Source organism: Cupriavidus sp. GW823-FHT06D04, from assembly GCF_058795055.1.
The window spans coordinates 1-24,526 of record NZ_JBXAHL010000064.1; the positions used below are offsets into that span (position 1 = coordinate 1).

The following is a 24,526-nucleotide window of genomic DNA, read 5'->3' on the forward strand; positions in this document are numbered from 1 at the left end:
GCCGAGCCGCGACAGAATTAGCTGTTAACTCATTGATTTGTTGGGAGTCGCAGCCCGGCGAATTCCGGTTGCTCACATGTTGTGGGAAGCCGGAATTAGCTGGACTACGTGGCGCTTCTGCTTGACTGGAAATCCGGAATTCGCTGGACTGGCGTGCAATGGACTGCGCGTTGAAGCTGGGGAGCGGAAGTTCCTTTGGCCCGCCGTGCGCCAGCGAACACTCGCCGGCAAAGGCTAGCGAATGGCATCACACCCTTTCCCTACCCCACCAAAGTGGGGCGCAGGTCGTCTCTTACCCTTCGTCACCCATGTGATAATTCCCGTCGCCTCGGCCGACATTGCCACCCTTACGTCGGCAACCGGTCAACATAATGTGGAGGCCGCCGCCGCGGCCCAGAAGAAATTGGGATGAGACCGAGGATGGGGGGCTATGGCACTCGCAAAATGCAGGGAATGTGGGAAAGAGGTCAGCACGGGGGCAAAAACTTGCCCTGGATGCGGAGTAGCAACCCCCGCTAAGCCAAAGTCGATCGGTTTGGTTAAGGGGCTTATTGGACTTCTCTTTGTCGGCTATCTCGGAAGCAAGCTGCTTCAGCCTGAGCCATCGAACACTGAGACTTCCACCCCGCCGTTGACAACGGCAGCCCAGTCCCAATCAATCTCCTCCGAAGGTAAGGACCAGAGCAATGCTTGGTCAAATCTGTCGGAGCAGGACCTGCGCGCCGCATTGGCTGCTGACTATCTCGTGATGATCCAGAAGGAAAAACGGCACCTCAACTATATCGATACGTCATTGCGCAAGCAGAAAGGCGGATTCGCTCTGTATGCCGTCCATGACTTCTTCACAAAATACACCCTTTCGGCTGGCAGCGAAGCGAGGGCAATTACTAGCTGGATCGACAAGAACAGCCTTTGGCTGAAGAAGGCAAAGATAACTCGCGTAGGCGTTTGGGGCACAGGCGAATACGCATCAGGCGCATGGTATGACTTGAAGTGACCAGCGCGTTTGCCGTTTAGCGGGTCCTGCGCAGTCATTAGTTCGGTGATCGTTATGGGTGGCGGTTTCCAGGCGGCGCGGGGGACGAGGTGAAGAGAGATGGCGGCCGCCGTGGTCCTTTTCGGGCGACGCCGGCACACCCGCTTAGATGTGTGTCCTAGATAACTTCAAGATTGGTACCCCAATGAACTACCTAGACACTGCATTTGCACAACTCGTGATTGTACTTACCGATGATCATCTCGGCCCACTTCGTAACCTTGGCCTCGGTCATCTCCCGAACGACGCGTAATCTCCCTTTTTAGGGCAGCTCGCATAACCAGGAGTTCGTCAAGGTTTAAGTCGAAAACTAATTCTCCTTAAAATTTCGTGGCTGACCACACTAATGCTGCAACCCAGCCGATGAACGTCCAGCCGAGAAATAGATTGAGAAAAAAGATCGCAGCAGTATTGGTATGGCGTCTGTACATCGCGTTGAGTGTAGGTGCGAAATACAGGGCCAGGCCCGCAATTACTATAATCGCATAGATACCATTTGGGCCTAAGTAATCCACGGTAAAGATTACCGGAAGCACCACTGCAAGTATGGCTATTGGCAGCCATTCTGATCTCATGATTGCCTCCTCAAAGACCACGCCCCGGATAGCGAACGTGGCGTCACGGCGATCGCGGTATCTGCAGTTCCACCAACTTAGGAGCTGCTGTTCCTAATATTGCGATGGTTCTCGGCATATCGACATCGCCCATTCGGATGAAGGGGGCGGAAGGGCGCTGGTGTGACGCCGGCTTGCGCGCTGGCGCATGTTGCGCGCGCCATAGCGCTGGAGAGCAGAATCGACCAATGCAGCATCTGCCCCACCATAAGGGGATGGCGCAACCAAGTCGCGACAATCGGATTAGGGCGGCTTCTGCAAAACGTCCAATGTCACTTCCAGCCCTCCACGGTCACGGCCGAGGGCTTCTTTCTTGGGGACGTAAAGCCAACGTGACGGGGGGGCAGTGCTAATTGATAACCCGATAAGGGATCTACGGCTCACCCCCAAATCATCCATATCGCTCATTCCACGCCTGAATCCAATGTGTAACTTCCCGATACAGCCCGCCTATGGGGGACCGGGATTGTGAATAACGAGATCAGGGCTCTGACTGAGCTACGAGGAACTGAGGCCTCTAGATGGCGAGTCTCTACATTCACAGCCAAGCAACGGCGGCGGGCTGTCCCTATTCTCGCTGTAGTAATTGCACCGCCGCCACATCCCAGGCGCGGCGTAGTACTTGCACGCGTGGTTCATGAGACATGCCAAGTAGGACGTTCCAAGGCGGTCAAATCGAGGGGCTCAGCGTGGGTACGACTGGAGCGACGGTGAACGCCCGCTTTTCGGCCACTGGCAAGCGATGGGGCGGATGGCCGCTCAGGGTCGTCTTCTGCCCTATGTGGTCCGGTCCGACGCGAGCACTCGATGGTGTTCAGTGTCGGGCCGTAGTCGGCCAGAAGCGGTCGGTCGACCTCGCCATCCAATTCGAATAGCCGAGGTGTCGTTCGCCCCGGCTCAACGACCGGTTTCCGGCGAGCGAATTGCCGGCTGCGCTGCCCCAAGGCGGCCAATTGCGGACAAATCCTCATACTCCCAAATCCGGAGAACTTTCAAATTTCCACGAGACTCCTGGTGCACCGACGCCTAGTTGCTCCCGCGCCTTCTCCATCATGGCTTTCCCGTGTCCAGCGCCGACGAGAAACACTCCATGAGAGAGTGCCGTGCACCTTGTTGCCACTCATCACGTAGCGCTCCACGGCCGCCACCAGCGGGCTGAGCAATGCCGAGCAGCCGCCGACCCAGTCACCCAGCGTCGATTCGGGAAGGTCGATCCCCTCACGTTCCCAGCGAACGCGCCGGCGATATAGGGGCTGATGATCGCAGAACTTTGAGACCAGTACGTTGGCAAGCAAGTCCGGGCCAGGGATGCCTCGGTCGAGTCCAGACGGTACTGGCCGGAGGCTTACCGCAAAGGATGCCCGACGTCTGCCGGTGTCAACACTAGGCCGCCCCTGCCTTGAATTGCAAACTCAGTTCCGGAAGTCAAAAAAAGTTGACATGGACTATAATGTCAATTATTGTTGACAGCAGATTTGCTGAATCCAACCCGGTTAAGGGGGGCAAATGGACCATCGACGAGAGCTACATGATAAAGCGGACGCAATGCGCCGCAAAATCGGGGAAGCCTTGCGCTCCGCGCGCGAGCGACAAGGTAGCAAGCAATCCGACATCGCCCAGAAAGTGGGCGTGTCTCGGGCAACCGTCATTGCAATCGAGAGCGGCCAAAGCGTCTCGACGTTGAATCTGCTCCTGATGGCGGCTGCGGTCGGCGTGAACCTTAACCCTCAACCAGACCCGGCGATCGTCACGCCACCACGTCGCCCCATGCTCAGGGAAATGATGCGAGCGGAGCGGGAGCGCCAGGCAATGCTCCAGGCGAAATTACCCAGCCGGCAGCGCGTGGGATCAGCGTCCTTTACCGCCCCAGTTTCCTACCCGGAAAGCAACGTAAGGCGTCGCCCCACGCTCAGGGAAATGATGCGAGCGGAGCGGGAGCGCCAGGCAATGCTCCAGACGAATCTCTTGCACAAAGTATCTCAATGAGTAGCGAACTCGAGGTTTTCGTTTCGGACTATCCTGTCGGCTTGCTCAGTGAAGACATCGAGACAGGCCTGATTGATTTCCGTTACCTTCCGGATGTCCCGGATCAAATGACAGTCTCGTTACTGATGCCGCCGAGCGCGCCAGCAGAAGAGTATCTTGGTTACAACGGGGTGCCCCCACCCTTTCAGATATCCCTGCCCGAAGGCATCGTGCTGGAAGCCATTAGAACCCGCTTCGCCAAGCATATCGACGTTGATAACGATATGTCGCTGCTCCGTCTTGTCGGTCGTCACACTATCGGCCGCACTACCTTCGGCGGCCCGCTGGACCCAGACGCCACACTTCAACAAAACATTCTGGATGCCGCCAGAACTGAGGGTGCGGCACAGCGGCTGATCGAAATTCTGAAGACATCTCCGGAGATGTTTGGCGTGTCTGGCGTCATGCCCAAGATGTCGACATTCCAGACGGAAAAGACTCGCCCCGGGACTGTCGCCGCGCACGGCTCCATCGTTAAATTCGACTCGCCCCATTATGTTGGCGCGAGTTTGGTTGAGTATGCATGCTTGAAAGCATGCTCGGCAGCGGGACTAGACGTTCCTGCGATTGAATTAAGCCCGGATCGCACGTCACTGACGATGAGCCGATTTGATATCGCCCCTGACGGATCACGTCGCGGATTCGAAGATGCATGTGCGCTGTCGGGCTTGTTTCGTAGTGGGAAATATAACGGATCGATTGAACACCTGTTTGAGATGATCCGCTTCTTCGTACATCCAGACGACCAGGCGACAGATCTCGTGGCCATGCTGAAACTTGTCATGATGAACGACGCACTACGCAACGGCGATGCACATCTAAAAAACTTTGGTTTGGTCTATGACGATGTCATGCGCCCGCGGCTCTCCCCCGTGTACGACGTACTCACCACCCAGGTATGGTTTCCGCAAGAGGTGCCCGCGCTGGCGATGCAAAAGACCGACCCGAAGGGTACGGAAAAATGGCTGGATCAGCTTGAGCTGGAGCGCCTCGCCTCTCTCAGTCATTGCCACAATGTTGACGTCGTTCAAATGCAAGCACAGTGTCGCGAGATCGCATTGCAGAGCATGGCGACGACCTTGGATGAGTGCCCAAAATGCCCGCCGCGCAAAGCGCTTGAGCACGCCTTGAAGATCATCGAGGGGGCACTGCCTGTGCCATCATCATCTGCTAAAACATAGTTGAATTATAATGGTCTAAGTTGCAGTGTTGCTTCCACTTCTAGCTCAATAAAAGCGTCACTTCGGCTCAGTCCGTATTAAATCTGACACTTTGCGTCACCGCAGGCCTTGCCGGAATTTCAGCGGCTTGATCAGCAAGAGTGCAGTTTCGTCGAAAAACGCGGCTACATCGCTGATACCCGTTAGCGACAGGGCCGCGCTTTTTCGGCAAGATCGTCGCATGCATGCCGCTATCAGTGGCCGCTCTCGGGCGATACGTCAGGCACTAGCCGGCCAAGAGCGGACAGCCATAGTGGACCTCGGAACGACAGCTTCAGGCTGGTTGCTGACCTTGAGCGTTTTTGCCTGAGTGACCGCCGCTTGCAATAACCCGCCATTGGGCCGGCAGTCGTATTCAAGAATATCCAAGGCTGCCTGAACCTACGCACGCTTGCCAATGTGGCTTACCATGCGGATATCTGGCGTTTATCGGCAGCAGCTCGCGTTGTGCCCTCAGGGCCCGGCGGAAACCTTGAATACTCCTAACGCTTACTGAGATATGCAGGTATTGACCTACCGGAATGGGGGAGCGTGGCGCGAAGTTAAAGACGCCCAAGAGGATGGCAATGGACGCACCATCCCTGACCCCGCACTTGCAGAAATCAACCGCAACCTTTCCGACTGCTTCAGGTGCACCAACCTTGTCGTTCTCACAGGACTCGGTACATCCCTGCATGTGAATGTGCAGCCGAAAGCTCCAGAGGAGGCTGGTCCACGGGCGCCACAAGCGGGGAAGCGCATCGCCCCCACGATGGCTGACCTGTGGCGGGAGTGCAAGGCCAATTGCGGGGACCGCTTCGACAAGGTCATTATGCTCACGCATTTCCCGGCGGCCAAGGGTGAAAATATCGAAGCGCTGCTCTCGCACTGCAAGATTGCGGAAGAGTTCCTTGGTGACGGGGAAGAGAAAACGCAGGTCAAGGAGTTCATTGCCATCGTCGAACAGACAGTTCGCGATTGCGTGCGCTTCTTGGATGTGGAAGATGAAGTCGGCCTTCATGCCGACTTTCTTCGCCGGCTTGTTCGTCGGTCCACGCGAAAGCTGCGCACAAAAGTCTTTACAACCAACTATGACTTGTGCTTCGAGTACGCCGCGCGCAAAGGACGCTACGTCATCGTTGACGGTTTTTCGCATACAACGCCACAGGTCTTCGACTCGCTCTACTTCTCCTACGACATCGTGAAACGGGAAAGCAGCCCAGACAGTCACGATTTCATTCCGAATGTCTTCCATCTCTACAAACTTCACGGCTCTGTAGATTGGACAAAGAACAAGAACTCCGGAGAGATTGAGAAAGACCCCACCTCTGAATCACCGCTGCTTATCTATCCTCGAAATACGAAATACGAGTTGTCATTCGAACAACCGTATCTTGAGATGATGTCGGCATTCCAAACTGCATTGCGGCAGCCGGATACCGGTCTTCTCGTTTTGGGATTTGGATTCAATGACAACCACTTGGCTGAGCCAATACTATCGGCCATAAACTCCAATCTGCACCTAAAGGTTGTGGTCTGTGACCCTGGCCTTGGTCCATGGGAAAGCAAGGACAAAGGCGTCCAGGATGGCAACGATGCAAAGCACCCGTACCTTTCAAAGCTCAGGTACTTGATTGAGCACGGCGATGCGCGCCTGGCGCTTATTTCCGCCACCTTTGAGCAAGCCGTGCCGCTGATGCCGGACATCGCGGCTGAAACCGACCTCGAGCAGCACTACGAGCGCATCCGACTGATGCGGGAGGCAGGATGACCGGCAGGCTCGCAACAAGCCCGTTTGACGCCAGCCGCTATATTGGTGCGGTCACCTTCGTGGGGCCGGACAGTGCTCGCATCAATCTGCCGAAAGCTGCGAGTGTCGCTCCCCGGCAGTATTCGGGATATGCAGTGCTCGGCGGCCAAGTCGGCGAGTTCATCTTCATCGAGGGCGAAGGCGTTGCAGTGTTGGGGCGCGTCACCGAGGTGAAGCTGCCTGACAACGAGCGGCTCAAGGCCGAACCCTCCCTGGGCGCTCCCCCAGACGCGAACCCCATCGGGTTTGTCCAGCTCTTGACGACCCTCGAGCTTGCGACCGCCAAGGTCATTTCCGGAATTCCATTCCACCCCCGTATCGGACAGCACGTGTTCTCTGCGCACCCACTTCTTGTGAAGCACATTGTCGAGGGGCAGGCAGTATCGAGCGCAGGAGCCGTCGAGCTCGCCACGATTCCGCATGACCCGAGCACAATGGTCAACGTGAGTCCCGCCCACTTGTTTGGGCGTCACTGCGCGGTGCTGGGAGCTACCGGGGGCGGCAAAAGCTGGACCGTCGCTCGAATCATTCAGGAAGTCGCCAGGCTCGGAGGCAAGGTTCTCCTCGTGGACCCCAGTGGCGAGTTCCACACGTTTACCAAAGGCGTGCGTTCTGTTCATCTCGGCGGCGCGCCTGCGGGTGGGGCAGACACAAGGAAGTTTGTTGCCTTCCCGTACTGGGACCTCAACGAAGCGGACCTGTTCGCCATCTTCCAGCCGTCACCTGGCGCCCAGGTCCCGAAACTGCGAGAAGCGTTGCGCAGCCTGAAGCTGAACTACATCCTGAACGGTGACAAGGAACCTCATCACTACGTGAAGGCGAACGCGGACAAGAAGACCTTCAACTATGAAGTGAACAAGAACGAGGCCAAGGTCGAGGCGCAGGGTGCTAGGTATGTAATTAAGGCACTGGCGAGGCAGGTGTACGAAGAGTGTGTCTACGAGAGTGGCGGCACATCGCGCGAACCTAACTATCAAATATGGGGAGGTCCCGACGAGCGGATTCGGGGCTACTGCGACACGCTGGTGTCCAAGATTTACAGCATCACCCGTTCGCCAGCGCTCCGATGTCTCTTCGCGCCGGAGCAGTTCGCTCCGTTGACGGAAGAGATTCAATCGTTCTTTGCGTCCGACGATTCCGTGCTGAGGGTCAGCTTGGCCGACTTGCCATTCGAGCATCACGCGCGTGAACTGCTCATCAACGCCATCGGGCGGCATCTTCTAGGCCTGGCTCGGAATGGAGCGTTCCAAGAGATGCCCACGGTGGTGGTTCTCGATGAAGCGCACCAGTTCTTGAGCAAGGCCATCGGTGACGAGAACAACCGCGTATCGCTCGACGCGTTTGGCCTGATTGCGAAAGAGGGTCGAAAGTACGGTCTGACGACTTTGCTTGCGACGCAGCGCCCGCGGGACATCCCTGAGGATGTGTTGAGCCAGATGGGCATGTTCATCGTGCACCGCCTGATAAACGAGCGGGACCGCGACATCGTCGAGAAGGCCTGTGGCAATCTGGACGGTAGCGCAGCCGCCTTCCTGCCTACCTTGGGTCAAGGGGAGGCAATACTGGTCGGTGTCGACTTCCCAATGCCCACGCCTATCAAGGTGACTGAGCCGGAGTATCCGCCTAAGTCGGAAGGCCCCTCTTACGCAAAGTTCTGGAAGAAGAAGCCTCCAGCAGAAGCAGCCGCGGCCGCCGCGGCGGGTGGCTCGGCGCAGTAACGGGGGCCACGTCATCCATGGCACAAGAGACGGCATGGGAGAAGGCGGCCTCCGCAGACGGTACGACCGCCTCAGAGCGTGCGCTAGCGGGCCTGGCACGCAAGGCCTTCCTGAGCCTCTGGAGCTATCCCAACGTACTCACCGACGAGGGGCGGGCCAATGGCAGGAGGGACATCGCCGGTCAGGCAGTGGCGCCGCAGCTCGTCTTTTACGGCAATGTTCCCGAGCCGGAATCCGCAGTGATTGCGCAGGTTGAGGCCACGCGCAGCAGAAACAGACCAGCGAGGTAGAAGTGAATGTAATGGTCGATTTGCGACGGTCGCACAACGGCCAGAGGCCTTCACCGTGAACACGACGCGCGGCGTCGAAGGACCGAGATCGGCCAGGAAGCGACAGTTGTACTCACAGACTGAATGGCCGAAACTCGTTGCGGATCGGCCCTTCGGCACTGCGTAGCCAAAGGGGCCCAGAAGGTTGTGAAGGGACGAGCGGATTGTTATCCAGCTCGCAAAATTGGCAGGCGAGCCGCCTTGAAGGACTTCCAAAGACGACGCAGCGCCTGATTGTCGGCATCCACGCGTCCCGCCAGATAGCGGCGCGCATAACCAGTACTGAGCGCCAATCCCTCATTCTCGACACCCAGGCTGCGCAACAAGCCATCTGCAACGGCCATGTCGTTGCGCCACCCCAGGTCATCCTGCAAGTCTGAAAGATGGTTGCGAAAGCGCTTCAGCTTTGTCGCAGGAAACAGCGACGCGAAGAACTCGGTCGCATAGCGCAGCTTCTTGGCAGCAATCCGCGCGCGATGCCTTTGCTGAATATCAAGCTGTGCCATACGTCGGCCGCGCTTCAGCAGCTTTTGGTGGCGCATGTGCAGGGTCTTTAATGCGAATTCGCCGACTGGCCTGGCCAGTTTTGCATGCCCCACTTCGTCAAGTTCATTCCGCCATGCCGAGGTGCCCAACCAGTGGTTGAATGCCAACACGAGCCGCGTGTAGCGCTCGGAGTCCACCGCCTTGGCGGCGCGTTGCCTGGCGCCGTTTGCAATGTTGTTCGCCGCGGACATGACCTCGTCTGTACCAACGTCAGCCGGCGCCCCATTGAAGGCTTCGCGCAACGTGGTATGAGTCAGTACCTCCCAGTCCCGCGATGGCCCCAACTCGCCGGCAATCCACTTGATTTCTTCCTGAAGTGCCAATGGACAGGAAATCAGTGATTGGAATATATCCAGCGCAGAGCGTAGGCGCCGTAGTCCGACCCGCATCTGGTGCACGCTCTCCGGGTTGGTGCTGTTGACCACACCGCCTTCGTTTCCGGCAACTTGCGCCAGGCAGTCTTGTACGATGCACAGGAACGCGGCTTCGACAGACGCGTCATCGTCAAGCCTGAGCGCTTCGGCACGAAGGACTTCTATGGAAAGGTCGGAAACCAACGCGTAGCCTCGGTCGCCTTTGCTGGCACGGCTGATACGCATTGGAACTTCGTCGAGCAATTGCAGGGCAAAGGCAGCCAGATGGGCCGGCTCTCCAGTCTGGATCTCCATCTCGAGCTCACGAATTGGTACCGTCGCTTCGCCTGCCCGGATCACCCCTCGATCCAACGCCAGCTCTATCTCATCGCCTTCCGGCAAGCGCAGCAACGCAACCTTGCGTCGGACGTCCGTGACGAATAGTGGCTTCAAGCGCTCGGCGAGATCGCTCTGACGAATCAATTCACCCACCGCAGTGTCCTGCGGGACCTTCTCTTGTAGCGCAACAAGATCTGGTGCCGGCCCGGGTATAGCGGCCTCGAATTCCTCCCGCTCATAAAGACCTCCAGACCGCTTGCCGTAGGTCTTTAACGTAAGGACATAGTGCTCGCCCGCCTGGCGCACACGCAACGAGACACGGTGCCGGTGCAAGGCCAGGTCGGCCGTATCGAAATACGTGCTCACGAGCGTATCCTCGTGCGGCGGTTCCACCCTGCAGGCAGCAAGAAGCGGCAAGTCGATCAGACGATCGACATCGTCTTCCAGCACTTCCAGCTTGAGTTCGCGCTCCATCTATTCACGCTTGCTCGAATTCTCAACCGTGGCGAACACGCGAGCCTGAATTGCATCCATGACGGCCAGGACCTGCGCATCTGGGTGACCACTGGCCGTAACGCCCGTAGCATTCTTAGGCTTTGCGCCCAGCGGATAGAAAACAAAGGCCGATTCGAACTTACCTGCTGTTTCCTTTTTCAGTTGCCGATTGAGCGCTTTCAGATACCGCTTCTTGATGGACTTGGACATAGGCTTTACTCGGAGGAACGGCTCACAGTATGGCCGGCTTCAAGGCTGGGGGGATCCCACGCCGGCATAGCCCAGCCTGGCGATGACGTGGGAAATGCTTTGAGTGTAGACGTCTCGGCTACCCTCAATCGGCAATTGCTCGAAAGGAGATGCTGTCTGGTCCCACTCCCCAGCCAGGTGGCACCGGCAACGCCTTGGGCAGCCCGTCCAATGCGTCCAATGCCGATCTCTCCAATGAGATCGGCGGCACATGCGTAGTGGATCACATGATGGACCGCGCGAACGACTGATCTCGGTTGGAGCGGTGCTTTCTGTCCGGCCCGCAAGACAACTTGGGATGGCACGTCGGCACTCTAGTGCATATGCTTAGTAGCGCACTATTGTGGTACGATAGAGCGCGCATGCCTCATATGCCGTCTTTGGAAAAACCCTTTGAAAACGCCAGACGCTCTTGGTACGCTGCTCTTTTCCGTATCCCAAGTGATCCCAGATGGCGACATATCAGCGTGGAGATGTATCCATCACAACATCGGTTCTAGAATTGCCGTCGGGACGGTACCAAGGGCTGGTTACCTTGGAGTCCTCCGCCGGCAGCCGCAGCTTTGCCTGTCCAAAGTACCGGAATAATCCGCTTGAGGCGCGCTCAGATGCTGACGCGGAAGTCGAACATGCCTACCGCCGACACTTGGCTGACGCAATGTCAGCCGCGTAGCCTCCCGACTTAACCGCAATTTCGTTTCCGATTGACTGACTCGAATACCAGCCCCAGTTCGTCCTTTGAGAGTTTCCATCGCGTTGGCTATTACGACTTCCGGGCCTATATCGAGACGCTAGCAACTGGAGGCTATCAAGGCTTCGTATTGGTACGCCATCACACGATGGGAGGCTTGCAACAGACTATCTTCCGAGCCGGCCGTAGGGAAGCGCTCGAAGCACTTGCATTCACCAGCGCACAACTGAAGGTTGAGAAACTCAAGGCCATGATTGCCAGCGGGGGATCACCATTGGAGACCCGAAGGTAGGTCGCGCTTGCCCTCCTGCTTGGCGCGGTTTCTGCGGCGCGCTCCAAGACGCCACCGTAGCGCTCGGAATTTTGAGGCTCCGACTCGATTCCGGCAGGCGCCACGCACCGCTTTCTCAGTGCCGGCGCGCCGACTCGCTTTGCATCAAGCCATGCAAAACGCCGAACCGCAGGCCTGGCTCGGATACCTGCATCTCATCAATGCCAAGCACCTTGAACGCCGCCAGCATCACGGCGAGGCCACCTGGCAGCGCTTCCAGACGCTGGCGCTTAAGGCCGTCAAGGTTCAGCCGGCGAAGATGCCCCGCCTCCAGCAAGCGCAGCGACAGCCGCAACAGCCCGTCGTAGGTAATGGTGCCCCGACCACGTGTGTTCAGGTCATTACATCGCAGGACCCGCGCAAGCAGACGAGCAGTGCCTGAAGAGCCGATGGCGTGCTGCCAGGGATAATCTCGAAACCGCGCGGCCACCTTCCCAATTTCCTCGCCTGCTATTCGCTCCGCCAACTGCATACTGTGGGCGTCGAGCACGCCATCGGGAAAGAAGCGCTTGCCGAATGTACCACTGCCGATCGGCACGCTGTCCACCGCCAGAAGGCGCTCGCCCTGACCAACGACCAACTCCGTCGAGCCACCGCCGATATCGATCACCAATCGTGTGGCGTTTGCGTCCGGCATGGTATGGGCGATGCCTGCATAGACCAGGCGCGCCTCCTCGTGGCCGGAGATCACATCGATTTCGAAACCAAGGTGTTGCTCTGCTTTGGCAAGGAATACGGTGGCATTGCTTGCCACGCGCACGGTGTTGGTAGCCACCGCCCGTACTCGGCTGGCCTCGAAGCCCCGTAGCCGTTTGCCGAAGCGCTCCAGCGCCAGCCAGCCGCGCTCAAGTGAGGAGTCGTCCAACTCCGAGCCGCGCAGGCCATGGGAGAGGCGGACTGGCTCACGGAAGGACGCGACCTCCTTGATGACATGACTCGGTGCACGTTGGCCGATCATCATGCGAAACGCATTGGAGCCAAGGTCTACTGCGGCATAGAACGGGGTGGTCATATGGAACGTGGAGGCAGTCCAAGCAAGGCGCGTGCGCCAGCCGGATCTGAGAAGATCCGAGATGATGCCCCGACAATTGCGACAAATTGATGACAATCAATCGCGCCGTAGCCGGCCGCGTTTCATCCCAGCGCCCGGCAATTACTCAGCAGTCCGAAATATAGGCGACAGATGGGGCGTCGAAGAATGAGCGCACAAGCCGGCGGTTCTTCTTCACCTCGTGCAGGTGCTGCTCAACGCGGATTTCCAGTTTCTCGCCCGCTCGCAACGGATTGCGCGCCACACCAGTTCGCTTGAGATGACTCCACACGAACTCGTCGGGATTCAGGTCGGGCGCGTAACCCGGCAGCACATGCATCGTGAGCTTTCCCTTGGTCGATTCGATGTACTCGCGCACATTGGCCTTCTTGTGTGCTGGCAGTCCGTCAACGATCAGATGCACTGGGCGGTTGCGGCCCTTCATCATCTTCTTGAGCAATTCGATGAATAGCTCCGCGGTCAAGGCCCCTTTGTAGGTCGCAAACCAGAAGGCACCTTTGGCGTTCACCGCGGACGCGGCGGAAATCGATTGGCGCTGCCCGGGGCGCTCAATCACCGGTGTCTCGCCTTTGACCGCCCAGGTCTTGCCATGCACCGCGTCGGCTCGAAATCCTGATTCGTCCCAGAAGTAGATGTCCGCACCGCTTTGCTTGGCCGCAGCCGCAATACCCGGAAATGATTCACGCTGCCAGCGCTCGACGGCCTGCGGATCTCGTTGGTACGCCCGCTGCAATGGCTTTTGCGGGCTCAAGCCCAGTCCCGCCATCAGCCTGCCCACCGCTGTGACACCCATCTTCACACCAAATTTCTCATCGATGAGCGTGGCCACAATCTGTCGTGTCCACAGCCCGAAGTCCAGACCGTACTGCCGAGGATCCCGCCCGTTGATCCACCGAAAGACCTGCGCCTGTTGCGCTCGCGTGAGCTTGCGTGGCCGGCCTGTCGCTGGACGCGATGCCAGCGCCCGCGCGCCTTTGCCCGAGCCCGAGGCCGCCTTGAGCCAACGGTAGATTGACGTTCGGTTCATGCCCAGCGACTTCACCACCACCGATGGTTTCTCGCCTTCGCGAACCCGGCGCAAGGCAAGCCGGCGGAATTCCTCTTGCGTCGCGCGATCGAGTGTACGGCCATCTCGTTTCATGTTGAATGAGACTAAACGGTCGTCACGAGGTTCCAATTTTTGTCGCTTTATTTACGGACTGGTGAGTAAGCCATTGTCCGGGCTTGTGACCGGGCATGCGCCAGCGGCCGGATGATCGGGGAAGCATTGCTTCTCGCCATCGAAGGTCCGGGCCATGCGCTGGCCAAAATTATCATCGGACGCATGGTCTTTCGACTGCCCACACGGACGAAGTAGCCCACCAACGAACGTTGGCGGACAACTGCCGGAACAGAATCCTGCGGAAGGGCTTTCGCCCCGACCGCCCGCGAAGCCTGGCCGACACACAGGCCAATCATCTGGCACGCGATACGAGGCGGCATGATCCCAGCGAAGGCTACACCTTCGGCGGCCGGCCGGTCTTGACGGTTTCGAGTTTCGCGACAGCGGCCAGCAATTCCTTCGGCGATTTGTTCGCCAGCAGCAACAGGCCCGCACGCAGGATCTCGCTCTTCTTGATACGCACACCTGCTTCCAGGCAGCGTTCCTTCACTTCAACAATCTTCAGATAGTCTGATTTCGGCATCGTGAAGCTGTCCCGCACGACCTTATCCCGACCTGGCACTGCCTTCTTCTCCGACTTCGCCGCCGGCTTTGACTTCTCTGCCTTGGACTTCTCCACCTTGTTGGCGCCGCCTTTGCTTTGCGCTTGCCTCTTGGCCTTTTCGGTCTTCTTCGTACTTGCGGGCTTCACCTTGGCTTCGGGCTTCGCTTTGGTCGCGAGCTTCACCTTGGCCTCGGGCTGTGCTTTGGCTGCAGGCTTCACCTTGGCCTCGGGCTGTGCTTTGGCTGCAGGCTTTACCTTGGTCTCCAGCTTCGCTTTGGCCGCGAGCTTCGCGCTAGCATCGGGCTTTGCCTTCTCTGCGGGCTTCACCTTGGCCTCGGGCTTCGTTTTGGCTGCAGGCTTTACCTTGGCCTCGGTTTTCGCTTTGGCTGCGGGCTTTACCTTGCCTTCAGGCTCCGCTTTCGCGTCAGTCTTGTCCTCGCCTTCAGGGTTTTCCATTGCTACAGCCGCCAGTTTCTGCTTGGCTTCGGAATTCTCTTCAGCCTCAGATTGCTTCTTATCGGTTTCGGCGCTAGTTGGGAAATAAAACACCTGATCCGTGGGGGTCTTGATGGTCGGAGAGTTCACAGTGAGTTCCGGGCAATGAAATGGAAAAAGAGTATATACCGTTTTCACTGGAGCAGGTCTCGCAGTGGGTGCCCGTGGTAGTCGACTCGCCGCATGATCCAGGCTTCTGCGGAGCCCCCGTCGTTCGGGATTTCGGCGTCCCATATGCGACACGGTTTCGATTCAGTAACGCCCGCCAGCATTCGAAGATCACGCAATACGTGACTGTTGGGTGGGCGACTTGCTCTCCGGCAGTTCCAACGTTCCAACCGCCAGATCGGCACCCCTTGTCAAACGTCAGACGGATTGTGATGCCCTGAGGGGCGCCACAAGTAAGCGTCAACTGAAAAACTCTCTGGTCTTCTCACAACCTTCCACATTTACTTCCAAAGTTGTCTAGAGACGTTCCGAGCGGCGCTTCGCTCGGTCCTCGACACAGGGCTACTGCAGGCGCCACAGCGAGTCGACCATCACGCGATCGAATCGGCAAAAGTGCCGTCATGCGCGCAAGAAGATAGTGGGGAGCGAACGATGAGAACAGAGGAACAAGACCATGTGGTCGCAAGAATTGCTGCGGACTTGGGTTTTCCTCCGGAGGTTGTCAGGGAATCATACCTCGCCGCTTTCGCCGAACTAAGTGCCGATGCTCGCGTTCAAGCATACCTACCGTTGTTTGCAGCAAAGCGCGCCATAGCTCGGCTTCGCAATGCCAATGCCGAGTCTGCGACGCAAAGTCATTCCTCCAATCTGGGCGCTGTTCGGGGCACGAACCGTTCCGGCGGTCAGGTGGCGTTCACATCAATATTGCAGGACATTGTGTCTCCCGCCGGTTCGGTACAGCCCGCAACGGCGGCTGATATGGCCTGAGTGGTTCGAGCGCATTAAGCGATTGGGACGTGGCGTGTGCCGCGCCGCCGCCTCCAAACCTGACGCCTGACTCTGCAACTCGGGGTCCATCAGCCGCCGGCCTCTCGATAAGTGGCAAATAAGTGAGTTAGTGCCTGGCGCAGGAGCGAGCCCTCTTACCAATGTTCAGGCTGTCCAGTTTGCTTATCGACTTTGTCGGCTATCAATTTCAAAGCGGCCGCTGAAACCCGCGTAGCTGAACGGCGGCAGTGGGTCGGACAGCGACTATCCAGAGAAGTGCAGACTTGATCTCCCTTTGTAGAAAGGAGATCGTCATGGAATCGCTATCCTCCCATCCCCAGATTCGCTTCCCTTGGAACAAAGGCAAACTCACCGGACAAAAGCCGCCATTGAAGCTCAGCGAGGTTTGGGCCATTCGCACGAGACTGCAGATGACGTCGAACATACGAGAGCTCGCGATGTTCAACCTCGCGATTGACAGCAAGCTGCGGGCGTGCGACTTCACACGACTGCGCGTGCAAGACGTCTGCCACGGTAGCCAGGTCGCAATCCGGGCTACCGTGTTGCAGCAGAAGACTCAGCGACCGGTACAGTTTGAGATCACGGCTGCGACACGTGAGAATTTGGAGGCTTGGATCAAGGCTCATGGATTGAGAGCGTCCGATTTTCTGTTCCCGAGCCGGCTACACTCATCCCCGCATCTCTCGACCAGACAGTACTTGCGAATCGTACATCGCTGGGTTGCCTCCATCGGTCTTGACGATACGGCGTACGGCACGCACAGCATGCGACGCACCAAGGTCTCGTTGATTTACCGGCGCACAAAGAATCTGCGCGCCGTCCAGTTGCTGCTTGGACACACCAAGCTGGAAAGCACGGTTCGATACCTCGGCATCGAAGTAGACGATGCGCTCGAAATGGCGGAGCAAACTGAAGTGTGACAACCTCATGGCCGGCAAGCGGTCGCTTGACGGCCAGTTTCGGTCCATGGCGTATCGCTCAGCGAATGTCCGACGTGGCGCGCATTCGCGCCGTTCGCACCCGCCGGCGGGCAGGCGGCGTACGTCGGGAGCCTCCGTGACCGGAGGCTCGCTACGAGTTCCATCTGGGGCCTCGTTGTCCTAACATGAAGAGTACTAATCTTCCCAAGGATGAGGCTTAGAGACCGCGTCGCCGACCAAGCGTTCCACCAAAAAGGTCGTCACATGTCAGGAGAAGCAATATGAAAAAGGAACTCATGGTGGCGATGTTATCCGCTGCTGTACTCTCTATAGCGCCTGCTCTTGGCCAGCAAGGTAAGTCGGCCGACAAGAGTGCTCCAGCGAAACAAGAGCAGCCAAATGTCGCCGAGTTCGACAAGCAGGCGGCGCAGATTGAGGAAAACATGCGGAAGATGCAGGGCCAGATGGACAAAATCCGCCAGACACAGGACCCGCAGGAGCGTCAAAAGTTACTTCAGGACCACTCGACAACCATGCAAGCCACGATGGGCATGATGCACGGCATGTGGGGCCCCGGGATGATGGGCGGAGGAGCCGCGATGGCTGGCGGGCACATGATGGGCGGCCACATGATGGGTGGTGGTCCCATGATGGGCTGGGGGCAGATGGGCGGATACTACTCGAAGCTCACCCCGGAGCAAATGAAACAGCGGCAGTACATGATGGACCAATACATGGGCATGCAGCAAATGATGATGAATCAAATGATGCAACACCACCAATACATGTGGACTCAACCGCCCCGCTAGCCTTGAGGATTGCCGCGATTTCGCCGGGTGGCTGATATTGAAATGGCGCGTTCTAGAACGCGCCATTTCAATAATGTGCGTGATTGCCAAAGCAGTGGAAACCGCAAGGAGCCGGCATGGCTCAGGAACAGAAAGTCATCCGCCCCAAAGCCGGTATGTTGGCGTTGGCCCGGCAACCGGGCTAGGTGAGCCAGGCCTGCTGCGTCATAGGCTATTCGCGCGAAAGCTTCTCTCTTACCTCGTCCGAGAGGCCCAGATCGCCTCACCGTCGATATTGGAGGGGTGGGATGAAGAAGGGGCTACCTGGTAGCGCTGTTATGCGCAAGCGCACTCTCCATAACACATGTGTTTGCCCAGCAAGGCACGCCAGTTCTGAACGGTGCTCAAGCAAACTCAGCGCAAAGGATGCGATGGCTGTTGTGGCCCGGGTAGCTGCCGTTGGCAGAGTCGCGGTCGACCGGCTGAGACGGGTCGATTAGCGCCATCTGACCTTGATCGCGACCAAGCGCAGCAGAGAGAACTCTTCTATGCGCATGGTGCGGCATACCTCAAGAGAGATAGCAAAATCGTGAGCTTTCGCCGGATGGATTGCGTCGGTTTGGCGATAAGATGATTTCCCGCAGCCCCCGCTACGGACCCAAGACCTCGCAGCACTCGCCCTCCCTGGAGGGTTCTTTTTTGTCCGGCGCCGTGGAGCTGGGTCGCCGCCATCTGGCGCGCCCGTGTCGATTGGATTATCCTTACGGCTACTTCCGCGTCCCTGACGCATCGACCCCGCACCACCCGGTGCACAGTTTTTTGCAGTAAGTTGGCCTCCCGCTTCGCCGGGCTGCCATTTTCTCTTTTCTTATCCCATCGGGAACCTGTTCCCGGTGCGGCAACGGGTTCCCATTCCCCATCCGGAGAACCCCATCATGCTGAATCCCACCATCGTCGTTGGCAAGATCCATCCTGGCCGCAACCCGCGCAAGTATTTCGATCCTGCCGAAATGGCAGAACTCACCGATTCCGTTCGCGAGAACGGTGTCATTCAGCCAATCCTTATTCGTCCGTTGGGCGATGACGCCTACGAGCTGGTGGCCGGTGAACGCCGCTTGCGTGCCGCGAAGGCGGCGCACGGCGACGACTATCTCATCCCTGTCACCATCCGCGAGATGTCCAAAGAGGAAGCCGACCGGCTCGCCCTCATCGAGAACGTCCAGCGTGCCGACATGGCTCCCTCGGAGGAAGCCGTGGCTGCCGCCCGGATCGTTGGCCAACTCAAGGGCGACCGAGAGGAGGCCGCCAAGATCCTGGGCTGGTCTCGCTCCACGCTGGACAAGCGCCTGGCGCTGATGAACTGCAGCGCGCCCGTTCTGGACGCGCTCAACACCCGCACCATCCAGCTCGGCCACGCCGAACTGCTGGCGACGCTCGCGAAGGACAAGCAGGACAAGCTTCTGCCCGTCATCGTGTGCGAGAAGAAGTCGGTGGCCGAACTGAAGAAAACCATCGAGGCCGCCGCGTGCAGCCTCGCCTCGGCGATCTTCGACAAGGCTGACTGCGCCGCCTGCCCGCACAACTCATCGTTGCAGACGGAAATGTTCGGCGAGGCCATTGCTACCGGCAATTGCACCAACTGCGCCTGCTACACCCAAAAGACCGACAAGCAATTGGATACGGTTGCCTACGGTCTAAAGGATGAGTTCCCGGTGATCCGGATTGTTCGTGCGGGGGACAACCATACGCGCGTGCAACTGGTGGTGGACGGTCCGACCGGCGTTGGCGAAGAGCAGGCGAAGGCTTGCCACGCCTGCGAGCACTATGGCGCGGCCGTCAGCGCGCTGCCGGACAGCGTCGGCAAGGTCTTCCGCGGCCAATGCTTCGATACGGCTTGCAACAGCAAGAAGATCGCAGCACGTCTCAAGGCCGACCGCGACGCCAAGGCGACCGCACAGAAGCCGGCCATCGCGACGGCGGATGTATCCACGACTGCCAAAGGCTCGACCAAGGCTCCGGCCGAGGAAAAGGCTGTCACGCACATCAGCGAGACCGAGAAGGTGAAAACATACCGTGTGGCGCTGTGGCGCAAGGCGTTGCGCCGCGAGGCTGCAGGCATTCCTGAGACCGCCAACATCTACCTGCTGGCGGTGGCACTGTCCGGGCTTTCGCGCAACATCGGCGGCGACACCATGGGCAAGATCTTCGAGAAGTTGACGGACGAGAAGGCTTCGTCCACCGACCTCAAGAAGAACCTGGCCACCGTGCAGGAATTGGATGCGGCGAAGCGCGCAACGTTGACCACCGCGATGACCGTTGCGGCCATCGAGGGGATCGAAGTCCATCACCTCGTGGCGATGTGCCAGTACCACAAGCTGGACCTGCGCCAGCACTGGAATCTGCAGAAGTCCAAGGACTTCCTGGAGTTGCTGACCAAGTCGGAGATGAAGGTGCTGGCCGACGAGCTGGGCCTGCGTGCCGCGCTCGGTGACAGCTTCGCCAAAATCTTCAACAAGTCCAAGCCGGATTTGATCGAAGCGCTGCTCAACGTCGACGGCTTCGATTACGCGGGCAAGCTGCCCAAGGTTCTGCGCTTCTGATCGCACCGACCGCCCACTCGGCGGTCGGCTTCCCCCCATTTACTAATCTTTCAAGGATCCCCATGTTTCAGGAACTCGTTCCGCTCGTCGCCGCGTGCGACAAAGTTGTGCTGACGCTCACGATGAAAGGTGACGCGATGGCTGTCGTTGTTGCCCCCGTGGTTTCCAAAGCCGCTGACGCCGCACTGGCCACGCCTCTCGCCCTGACCGCCTCGCCGGTGGAACTGGATGAAGGTTTCGCCCAGGCGATCGCCTTGGTGTCGGTCTCGCATCGCTCGTTGGCCGACCAGGTCGAAGCGACCGCTTCGATCCTGAACGCCGCGACCAGCGCGCAGTCCACCAAGGCGCAGAAGGCACTCTCCAAGGCCAACAGCCAGCCGGTCGCATCGTCTTCGGATGATGAGGGCAGGGCTGACGGCATGGACGACAACGACGAAGGCGAGGGCAAGGCTGCGGGCCCCGTGCCCCAGGCGCCGTCGCCCGAGCTGAGCGGTACCAACCTCGCTGACCTGCTGTAACGGACAAGGAGCACACCATGAGCCTGACCGTCCAGCAACTGACCCGTGAATTCACCTACAACGGCATGACCCTGATGGATCCTGGCCCGGCGTTCTCGCCCGACCAGGTGCGCGACATGTACACCGCCCAGTACCCCGAGCTGACCACCGCCACGGTGGACGGCCCGGTGCACAACGGCACCGTCATGCGCTACACGTTCGTGCGCGCCGCCGGCGCCAAGGGCTGCCATGCGTAAGCGTGACTTGATGCAGGCATTGTCCAGTCCGGATTTTTGCCTGCCATCCAACCAGAAACCGTCCGAAAGGGCGGTTTTTTTACATTCTGAGGAGATGGAATCATGCTGTTCGATCCTCGCCCCATTGATGAGAGCTTCATTGCATCAGGATCCGGCTGGACGCCATCGCGACAGCCTCCCGCTGCCCGACGTCGTCCTGCCCATGGTTTTCTGACGCTGCCCACGCTGCCGGCCGAGGTTCCCGCCAACGGGAAGCTGCAGTATGGCGACAGCGCGGACACGCTCAAGCTGATCCGCAAGCAGTTTGAGACCGGCGTGCTGGCGGCCCGGGACGTGCAGGGAGCGACCAGTGCCGGCGATGCGTTCGCGCAGGCCATGTTCACCTGGCTACGCCGGCGTGCCAAAGTGCAAGAGGCTGAATTTCTCGTTCGCCCTGCTCGACCAGGCTGCCGCAAGGGAGCAGGTCGATCAGTTCGGCCACGACGACGACCTCCATGCGCCGTTGTATCTGGCGATCGAGCTGGAACAGGAGAACGTGTTCGAGATCGGCGAGCGTGCCGATGTGATGCGCCGCGCCGATCCGGCCTTGCTGTACACGGCCATTCATCTTGTCAACCAGGCGGCGGGCCGCTCGCTCTACGTGCGCACGCCGGACGATTTGGCGGACATGTTCGCCCGTTGGTGGTGGGAGTGCGATCCGACCATGAGCGACGAGGAAGCGCGTGAGTTTCTCTCCGAGCGGTTCGGCGGCGAGGATCCCGACATCGAGCGCTACCTGCCGTCCAAGGTGCTGCCGGTGTTGGCCCCCGACGACGCGGTGCCGGCCTTTGCGCGCCGCGACAAGACGGTGCGAATCCAATGCCTGCAACCCGCGCAACTGAAGGTGCTGCTGATACGCCAGCGAGGTATGCCGCGCCGCATCTGCCGGGCGCTGCTGAATCTGCAGGCGGTACTTTCCCGCACCACGCGCAGCCGTGCACTCAAAGACTCGCAATGGGCGGAACCGGCCTACTCGGCGACGACGCTCTGCATGTGGAGGGAGCACTGGGTTGGCGAGATCCTCGATGACCATTTCGAGTGCCTCAACAACGCGGGCGATGCCACGATGTATCAGTCGCTGATCCCGCTGCAAAGCACCCCACGCGCCATCCGACGCCAGTTCAAGCAACTGGCCGACATGATGGACGTCATTGCGGCACTCGACCGCGTTCTCACCATAATTTCTGAATAGGAGGGCCACATGGCCAAGATTCATAGTGCTTCCCGCGACCATGATGTGGCCCTGCAAGGGGCCATCCTGCTATATGGGACTGGCCTCAGTGCATTTTGCTATGCCACCGCGCATCGTATCGAGACCGACGCTCAGACGGGGCGACCCGTCATCGGGGCCGGCACGCCACTGGACCGGCGTGCGCTGATTCACGCCTTGCGTCAGGTCGCCGAGGCATCCCTGCCCAAGGGCGAGTTCCTCATGCCCAACGTGCTGTCGATCAGCCCGGAGGCCATCACCTGGTGGAGTCCGCCCGGCAAGCGCCGCGTGTTCTTCGACTGTGAGGAGCTGGGCCAGCGCAGCGCCGTGGTGCCCCATCCCGGTCTGGTCTTTCATGCGGCGCCTGCTGGCTTTCGTGTGTTCGCCCTGAACCAGGACGAGCGCCCGACGCCGAACTCGATGCTGTACGAGCCGCCTTACTTCAACACCTGGGACCACGGGAAGATCTGCATCGGTACGGCCCACGTGCCCAAGCAGATCGACGCGGCGTCCATAGCCGGCTGGGAAGAGGCGTTCTTCGCCTCGGCCTTCACCCATCCCAATCACGGCGGCAAGCGTGTCGACTATGCCGACGGCTTCTACGCCTTCTGGCGCGACATGCTGGATGGGAAGTTCCCAACCTTTCCGCAAGTCGCCCTCATCCCCATGAACCAATCCCTCGGCAAGCTGATCGTCGGGCATTTCTGAGACTGAACATGCATCCGATGGACATAACCCTGCAGCAATCCTTTCCGACCGTGATGGTGCCGCGCTTCGGCGACCTGGCACCGCTGGAAACGACGGGCGAGCGCCTGCTCATCGCCGCCAACGGCGTGTTCCTGGAAGTGTCGCGGCCGTGGCTGCGGCTCGTGCGCCGCGTGGCCCAGTTCGACGTAAAGACCGCCGTGCCATATGGCGTCGCAGCCGAGACGACGGACCTGCGCTGCGGCAAGCTGCCCGCCCAATTGATCGGGCAGTTTGCCGAGATGGCGCGTGCGGCCATGCCCAACGAGACCGGCGGCTGGATCGTCTGGAATCTGCCTACCGGCGCATTCCGGCTGGCGCCGGTCACGATCCTGTCGCACGGGCGCGGCCATTTGCAGTACGATCGGCCGGCGCTGGTCGACGGCGAGGTGGTGGTGGTGGATTGCCATTCGCACGGCAACTTTCCAGCGTACTTCTCATCGACCGACAACGAGGACGACCAACATGACGTGAAGTTCGCGTTCGTGATGGGCAACTGCCTCGCTGCAACACCGTCGCTGTGCCTGCGGCTCTGCGCCAAGGGTATTTTCGAGCCAGTCGATCGAGTACCGGGCGACTGGTACATGGCGGCGCGGGCCCAGGAGGTGGTGTGATGACGTTCGAACACCATATTCCCGAAACGATGCGCATCAATGCGTGGAAAGTCGTGGTGGTGGGCGCTGGCGGTACCGGCAGCGCCTTGTTGCCTGCGCTGGCGCGTCTGCACCATGCCATGCTCGAACTCGGCCACCCCGGCGGTATCGAGTGCACGGTCTACGATGACGACACGGTGAGCGAGACCAATGTCGGCCGGCAGGGCTTCTACCCGAACGACGTCGGCCAGCACAAGGCGACCTTGCTGGTAAATAGGTTGAACCTTCTGATGGGCACCCGCTGGGCAGCCAGCCCGCGACGGATCGGCAGCCAGGATCGCTTTGTCTGCGACATGGCGATCGGTTGCGTGGACTCTCGGGCCGCGCGCAAGGCCATTCTTGGCTCGCTCGAGCGTGGCCCCGGCGGCTACTACCTGGATTGCGGCAACGAGACTGACCGTGGGCAGGTCATTCTTGGCCAGGTGCGCGGCAAGCGGGAAAGCCGCCTGCCCCACGTGGGCGACCTATTCCCGGAACTGGTCGATCCCAAGGGCGACAAGGAGGACACTGGGCCATCCTGCTCGATGGCCGACGCGTTGCGCAAGCAGTCGCTGGTCATCAATCAGGCGATCGCAGTGAAGGCCTTCAACCTGCTGTGGACGCTCTTCCGAACCGGCACGCTGAAGTACTCGGGCGTGTTCGTCAATCTGGGAGCCGGGCGTGCCAATCCGTTGCCGATCGATCCCGTCGCATGGGCCCGATTCGGCTACAAGGTGGCCTCCAAGCCGACGCGCAAGCGTGCCAAGGCGGCATGACGAAGCGCCGCGATTCCATGCACTCACCCCCGGATTGATGTTCTGAGCTTTACCCACATCCTATGGACCTGAACTGAAGATGCGGAACATTTCGGTAATCTCGTGGAGGACGAAGAAGC

The 24,526-nt window shown here is 59.3% G+C and carries 21 protein-coding genes and 1 pseudogene; 15 read left to right on the forward strand and 7 right to left on the reverse strand.

Annotation, left to right across the window (positions count from 1 at the left end; all coding sequences use genetic code 11):
- Positions 1-430 precede the first annotated feature (430 nt).
- The gene (locus AC1Q7H_RS37740; RefSeq protein ID WP_492382378.1) at positions 431-997 is read left to right on the forward strand and encodes a hypothetical protein; all 567 of its coding nucleotides are present in this window, start codon (positions 431-433) and stop codon (positions 995-997) included.
- Between the two features lie 359 nt (positions 998-1,356).
- On the opposite strand, the gene AC1Q7H_RS37745 is transcribed toward AC1Q7H_RS37740, so the two are convergent.
- Together AC1Q7H_RS37745 and AC1Q7H_RS37750 are read right to left on the reverse strand one after the other, a co-directional pair.
- Positions 1,357-1,611 (reverse strand): superinfection immunity protein, encoded by a 255-nt coding sequence (locus AC1Q7H_RS37745; protein WP_492382379.1) that lies wholly within the window; start codon positions 1,609-1,611, stop codon positions 1,357-1,359.
- A 1,031-nt stretch (positions 1,612-2,642) separates the two neighbouring features.
- Positions 2,643-2,960 (reverse strand): IS66 family transposase, encoded by a 318-nt coding sequence (locus AC1Q7H_RS37750; protein ID WP_492382393.1) that lies wholly within the window; start codon positions 2,958-2,960, stop codon positions 2,643-2,645.
- 235 nt (positions 2,961-3,195) lie between these two features.
- Here AC1Q7H_RS37750 and AC1Q7H_RS37755 point away from each other — a divergent pair, with 235 nt between their 5' ends.
- The 4 genes from AC1Q7H_RS37755 (at position 3,196) to AC1Q7H_RS37770 (ending at position 8,402) form a co-directional block, all read left to right on the forward strand.
- Positions 3,196-3,636 (forward strand): helix-turn-helix transcriptional regulator, encoded by a 441-nt coding sequence (locus tag AC1Q7H_RS37755; RefSeq protein WP_161564059.1) that lies wholly within the window; start codon positions 3,196-3,198, stop codon positions 3,634-3,636.
- Positions 3,633-4,856, forward strand: a complete 1,224-nt coding sequence (locus tag AC1Q7H_RS37760) for a type II toxin-antitoxin system HipA family toxin (protein WP_492382380.1) — start codon at positions 3,633-3,635, stop codon at positions 4,854-4,856. Before AC1Q7H_RS37755 ends, AC1Q7H_RS37760 begins: the two co-directional genes overlap by 4 nt.
- 538 nt (positions 4,857-5,394) lie before the next feature.
- Positions 5,395-6,645 (forward strand): SIR2 family protein, encoded by a 1,251-nt coding sequence (locus tag AC1Q7H_RS37765; RefSeq protein WP_492382381.1) that lies wholly within the window; start codon positions 5,395-5,397, stop codon positions 6,643-6,645.
- Positions 6,642-8,402: an ATP-binding protein gene (locus tag AC1Q7H_RS37770; RefSeq protein WP_492382382.1), complete on the forward strand. Its 1,761-nt coding sequence runs from the start codon at positions 6,642-6,644 to the stop codon at positions 8,400-8,402. The genes AC1Q7H_RS37765 and AC1Q7H_RS37770 overlap by 4 nt, the downstream gene beginning before the upstream one ends.
- A gap of 496 nt (positions 8,403-8,898) precedes the next feature.
- Here AC1Q7H_RS37770 and AC1Q7H_RS37775 read toward each other — a convergent pair whose 3' ends face one another.
- From AC1Q7H_RS37775 to AC1Q7H_RS37795, 5 genes are all read right to left on the reverse strand, one after another.
- A complete protein-coding gene (locus AC1Q7H_RS37775; protein WP_492382383.1) occupies positions 8,899-10,443 on the reverse strand; it encodes a CYTH and CHAD domain-containing protein in 1,545 nt (514 codons plus the stop codon).
- Positions 10,444-10,674 carry a hypothetical protein gene (locus AC1Q7H_RS37780; protein WP_492382384.1) on the reverse strand — a complete coding sequence of 77 codons (231 nt, stop codon included), beginning with the start codon at positions 10,672-10,674 and terminating at the stop codon, positions 10,444-10,446.
- 1,137 nt (positions 10,675-11,811) lie between these two features.
- Positions 11,812-12,747 (reverse strand): Ppx/GppA phosphatase family protein, encoded by a 936-nt coding sequence (locus AC1Q7H_RS37785; protein WP_492382385.1) that lies wholly within the window; start codon positions 12,745-12,747, stop codon positions 11,812-11,814.
- Between the two features lie 145 nt (positions 12,748-12,892).
- The gene (locus AC1Q7H_RS37790) at positions 12,893-13,927 is read right to left on the reverse strand and encodes an IS630 family transposase (RefSeq protein ID WP_492382394.1); all 1,035 of its coding nucleotides are present in this window, start codon (positions 13,925-13,927) and stop codon (positions 12,893-12,895) included.
- 355 nt (positions 13,928-14,282) lie between these two features.
- Positions 14,283-15,077, reverse strand: coding sequence for a hypothetical protein (locus AC1Q7H_RS37795; protein WP_492382386.1), 795 nt, complete (start codon positions 15,075-15,077; stop codon positions 14,283-14,285).
- 510 nt (positions 15,078-15,587) lie between these two features.
- Between AC1Q7H_RS37795 and AC1Q7H_RS37800 the strand changes: the two genes are divergently transcribed.
- The 10 genes and pseudogenes from AC1Q7H_RS37800 to AC1Q7H_RS37845 all read left to right on the forward strand — a co-directional run bounded on the left by AC1Q7H_RS37800 (position 15,588) and on the right by AC1Q7H_RS37845 (position 24,407).
- On the forward strand, positions 15,588-15,923 hold the full coding sequence (locus AC1Q7H_RS37800; RefSeq protein WP_492382387.1) for a DUF3562 domain-containing protein: 336 nt from the start codon (positions 15,588-15,590) through the stop codon (positions 15,921-15,923).
- 314 nt (positions 15,924-16,237) lie between these two features.
- Positions 16,238-16,864 (forward strand): tyrosine-type recombinase/integrase, encoded by a 627-nt coding sequence (locus AC1Q7H_RS37805; protein WP_492382388.1) that lies wholly within the window; start codon positions 16,238-16,240, stop codon positions 16,862-16,864.
- Positions 16,865-17,145: 281 nt separating this feature from the next.
- A complete protein-coding gene (locus AC1Q7H_RS37810; protein WP_492382389.1) occupies positions 17,146-17,673 on the forward strand; it encodes a hypothetical protein in 528 nt (175 codons plus the stop codon).
- 914 nt (positions 17,674-18,587) lie between these two features.
- Positions 18,588-20,252 carry a PRTRC system ParB family protein gene (locus tag AC1Q7H_RS37815; RefSeq protein WP_492382390.1) on the forward strand — a complete coding sequence of 555 codons (1,665 nt, stop codon included), beginning with the start codon at positions 18,588-18,590 and terminating at the stop codon, positions 20,250-20,252.
- A gap of 62 nt (positions 20,253-20,314) precedes the next feature.
- The gene (locus AC1Q7H_RS37820) at positions 20,315-20,770 is read left to right on the forward strand and encodes a PRTRC system protein E (protein WP_211982735.1); all 456 of its coding nucleotides are present in this window, start codon (positions 20,315-20,317) and stop codon (positions 20,768-20,770) included.
- 17 nt (positions 20,771-20,787) lie between these two features.
- Positions 20,788-21,006 carry a PRTRC system protein C gene (locus AC1Q7H_RS37825; RefSeq protein WP_153956730.1) on the forward strand — a complete coding sequence of 73 codons (219 nt, stop codon included), beginning with the start codon at positions 20,788-20,790 and terminating at the stop codon, positions 21,004-21,006.
- Positions 21,007-21,108: 102 nt separating this feature from the next.
- Positions 21,109-22,237: pseudogene (locus AC1Q7H_RS37830) on the forward strand (PRTRC system protein F).
- Between the two features lie 9 nt (positions 22,238-22,246).
- Complete coding sequence (locus AC1Q7H_RS37835; RefSeq protein WP_153956732.1) at positions 22,247-22,963, forward strand: PRTRC system protein B; 717 nt, start codon at positions 22,247-22,249, stop codon at positions 22,961-22,963.
- An 8-nt stretch (positions 22,964-22,971) separates the two neighbouring features.
- Positions 22,972-23,613, forward strand: coding sequence for a PRTRC system protein A (locus AC1Q7H_RS37840; RefSeq protein WP_492382391.1), 642 nt, complete (start codon positions 22,972-22,974; stop codon positions 23,611-23,613).
- Positions 23,613-24,407: a PRTRC system ThiF family protein gene (locus AC1Q7H_RS37845; protein WP_492382392.1), complete on the forward strand. Its 795-nt coding sequence runs from the start codon at positions 23,613-23,615 to the stop codon at positions 24,405-24,407. Before AC1Q7H_RS37840 ends, AC1Q7H_RS37845 begins: the two co-directional genes overlap by 1 nt.
- The last annotated feature ends 119 nt before the right edge of the window (positions 24,408-24,526 follow it).

Bases quoted from the DNA above. Each gene is read 5' to 3' on its own strand.
- AC1Q7H_RS37740 (WP_492382378.1), top strand. From the start codon at position 431: ATGGCACTCGCAAAATGCAGGGAATGTGGGAAAGAGGTCAGCACGGGG.
- AC1Q7H_RS37745 (WP_492382379.1), bottom strand. From the start codon at position 1,611: ATGAGATCAGAATGGCTGCCAATAGCCATACTTGCAGTGGTGCTTCCG.
- AC1Q7H_RS37755 (WP_161564059.1), top strand. From the start codon at position 3,196: ATGCGCCGCAAAATCGGGGAAGCCTTGCGCTCCGCGCGCGAGCGACAA.
- AC1Q7H_RS37760 (WP_492382380.1), top strand. From the start codon at position 3,633: ATGAGTAGCGAACTCGAGGTTTTCGTTTCGGACTATCCTGTCGGCTTG.
- AC1Q7H_RS37765 (WP_492382381.1), top strand. From the start codon at position 5,395: ATGCAGGTATTGACCTACCGGAATGGGGGAGCGTGGCGCGAAGTTAAA.
- AC1Q7H_RS37770 (WP_492382382.1), top strand. From the start codon at position 6,642: ATGACCGGCAGGCTCGCAACAAGCCCGTTTGACGCCAGCCGCTATATT.
- AC1Q7H_RS37775 (WP_492382383.1), bottom strand. From the start codon at position 10,443: ATGGAGCGCGAACTCAAGCTGGAAGTGCTGGAAGACGATGTCGATCGT.
- AC1Q7H_RS37780 (WP_492382384.1), bottom strand. From the start codon at position 10,674: ATGTCCAAGTCCATCAAGAAGCGGTATCTGAAAGCGCTCAATCGGCAA.
- AC1Q7H_RS37785 (WP_492382385.1), bottom strand. From the start codon at position 12,747: ATGACCACCCCGTTCTATGCCGCAGTAGACCTTGGCTCCAATGCGTTT.
- AC1Q7H_RS37790 (WP_492382394.1), bottom strand. From the start codon at position 13,927: ATGAAACGAGATGGCCGTACACTCGATCGCGCGACGCAAGAGGAATTC.
- AC1Q7H_RS37800 (WP_492382387.1), top strand. From the start codon at position 15,588: ATGAGAACAGAGGAACAAGACCATGTGGTCGCAAGAATTGCTGCGGAC.
- AC1Q7H_RS37805 (WP_492382388.1), top strand. From the start codon at position 16,238: ATGGAATCGCTATCCTCCCATCCCCAGATTCGCTTCCCTTGGAACAAA.
- AC1Q7H_RS37810 (WP_492382389.1), top strand. From the start codon at position 17,146: ATGAAAAAGGAACTCATGGTGGCGATGTTATCCGCTGCTGTACTCTCT.
- AC1Q7H_RS37815 (WP_492382390.1), top strand. From the start codon at position 18,588: ATGCTGAATCCCACCATCGTCGTTGGCAAGATCCATCCTGGCCGCAAC.
- AC1Q7H_RS37820 (WP_211982735.1), top strand. From the start codon at position 20,315: ATGTTTCAGGAACTCGTTCCGCTCGTCGCCGCGTGCGACAAAGTTGTG.
- AC1Q7H_RS37825 (WP_153956730.1), top strand. From the start codon at position 20,788: ATGAGCCTGACCGTCCAGCAACTGACCCGTGAATTCACCTACAACGGC.
- AC1Q7H_RS37835 (WP_153956732.1), top strand. From the start codon at position 22,247: ATGGCCAAGATTCATAGTGCTTCCCGCGACCATGATGTGGCCCTGCAA.
- AC1Q7H_RS37840 (WP_492382391.1), top strand. From the start codon at position 22,972: ATGCATCCGATGGACATAACCCTGCAGCAATCCTTTCCGACCGTGATG.
- AC1Q7H_RS37845 (WP_492382392.1), top strand. From the start codon at position 23,613: ATGACGTTCGAACACCATATTCCCGAAACGATGCGCATCAATGCGTGG.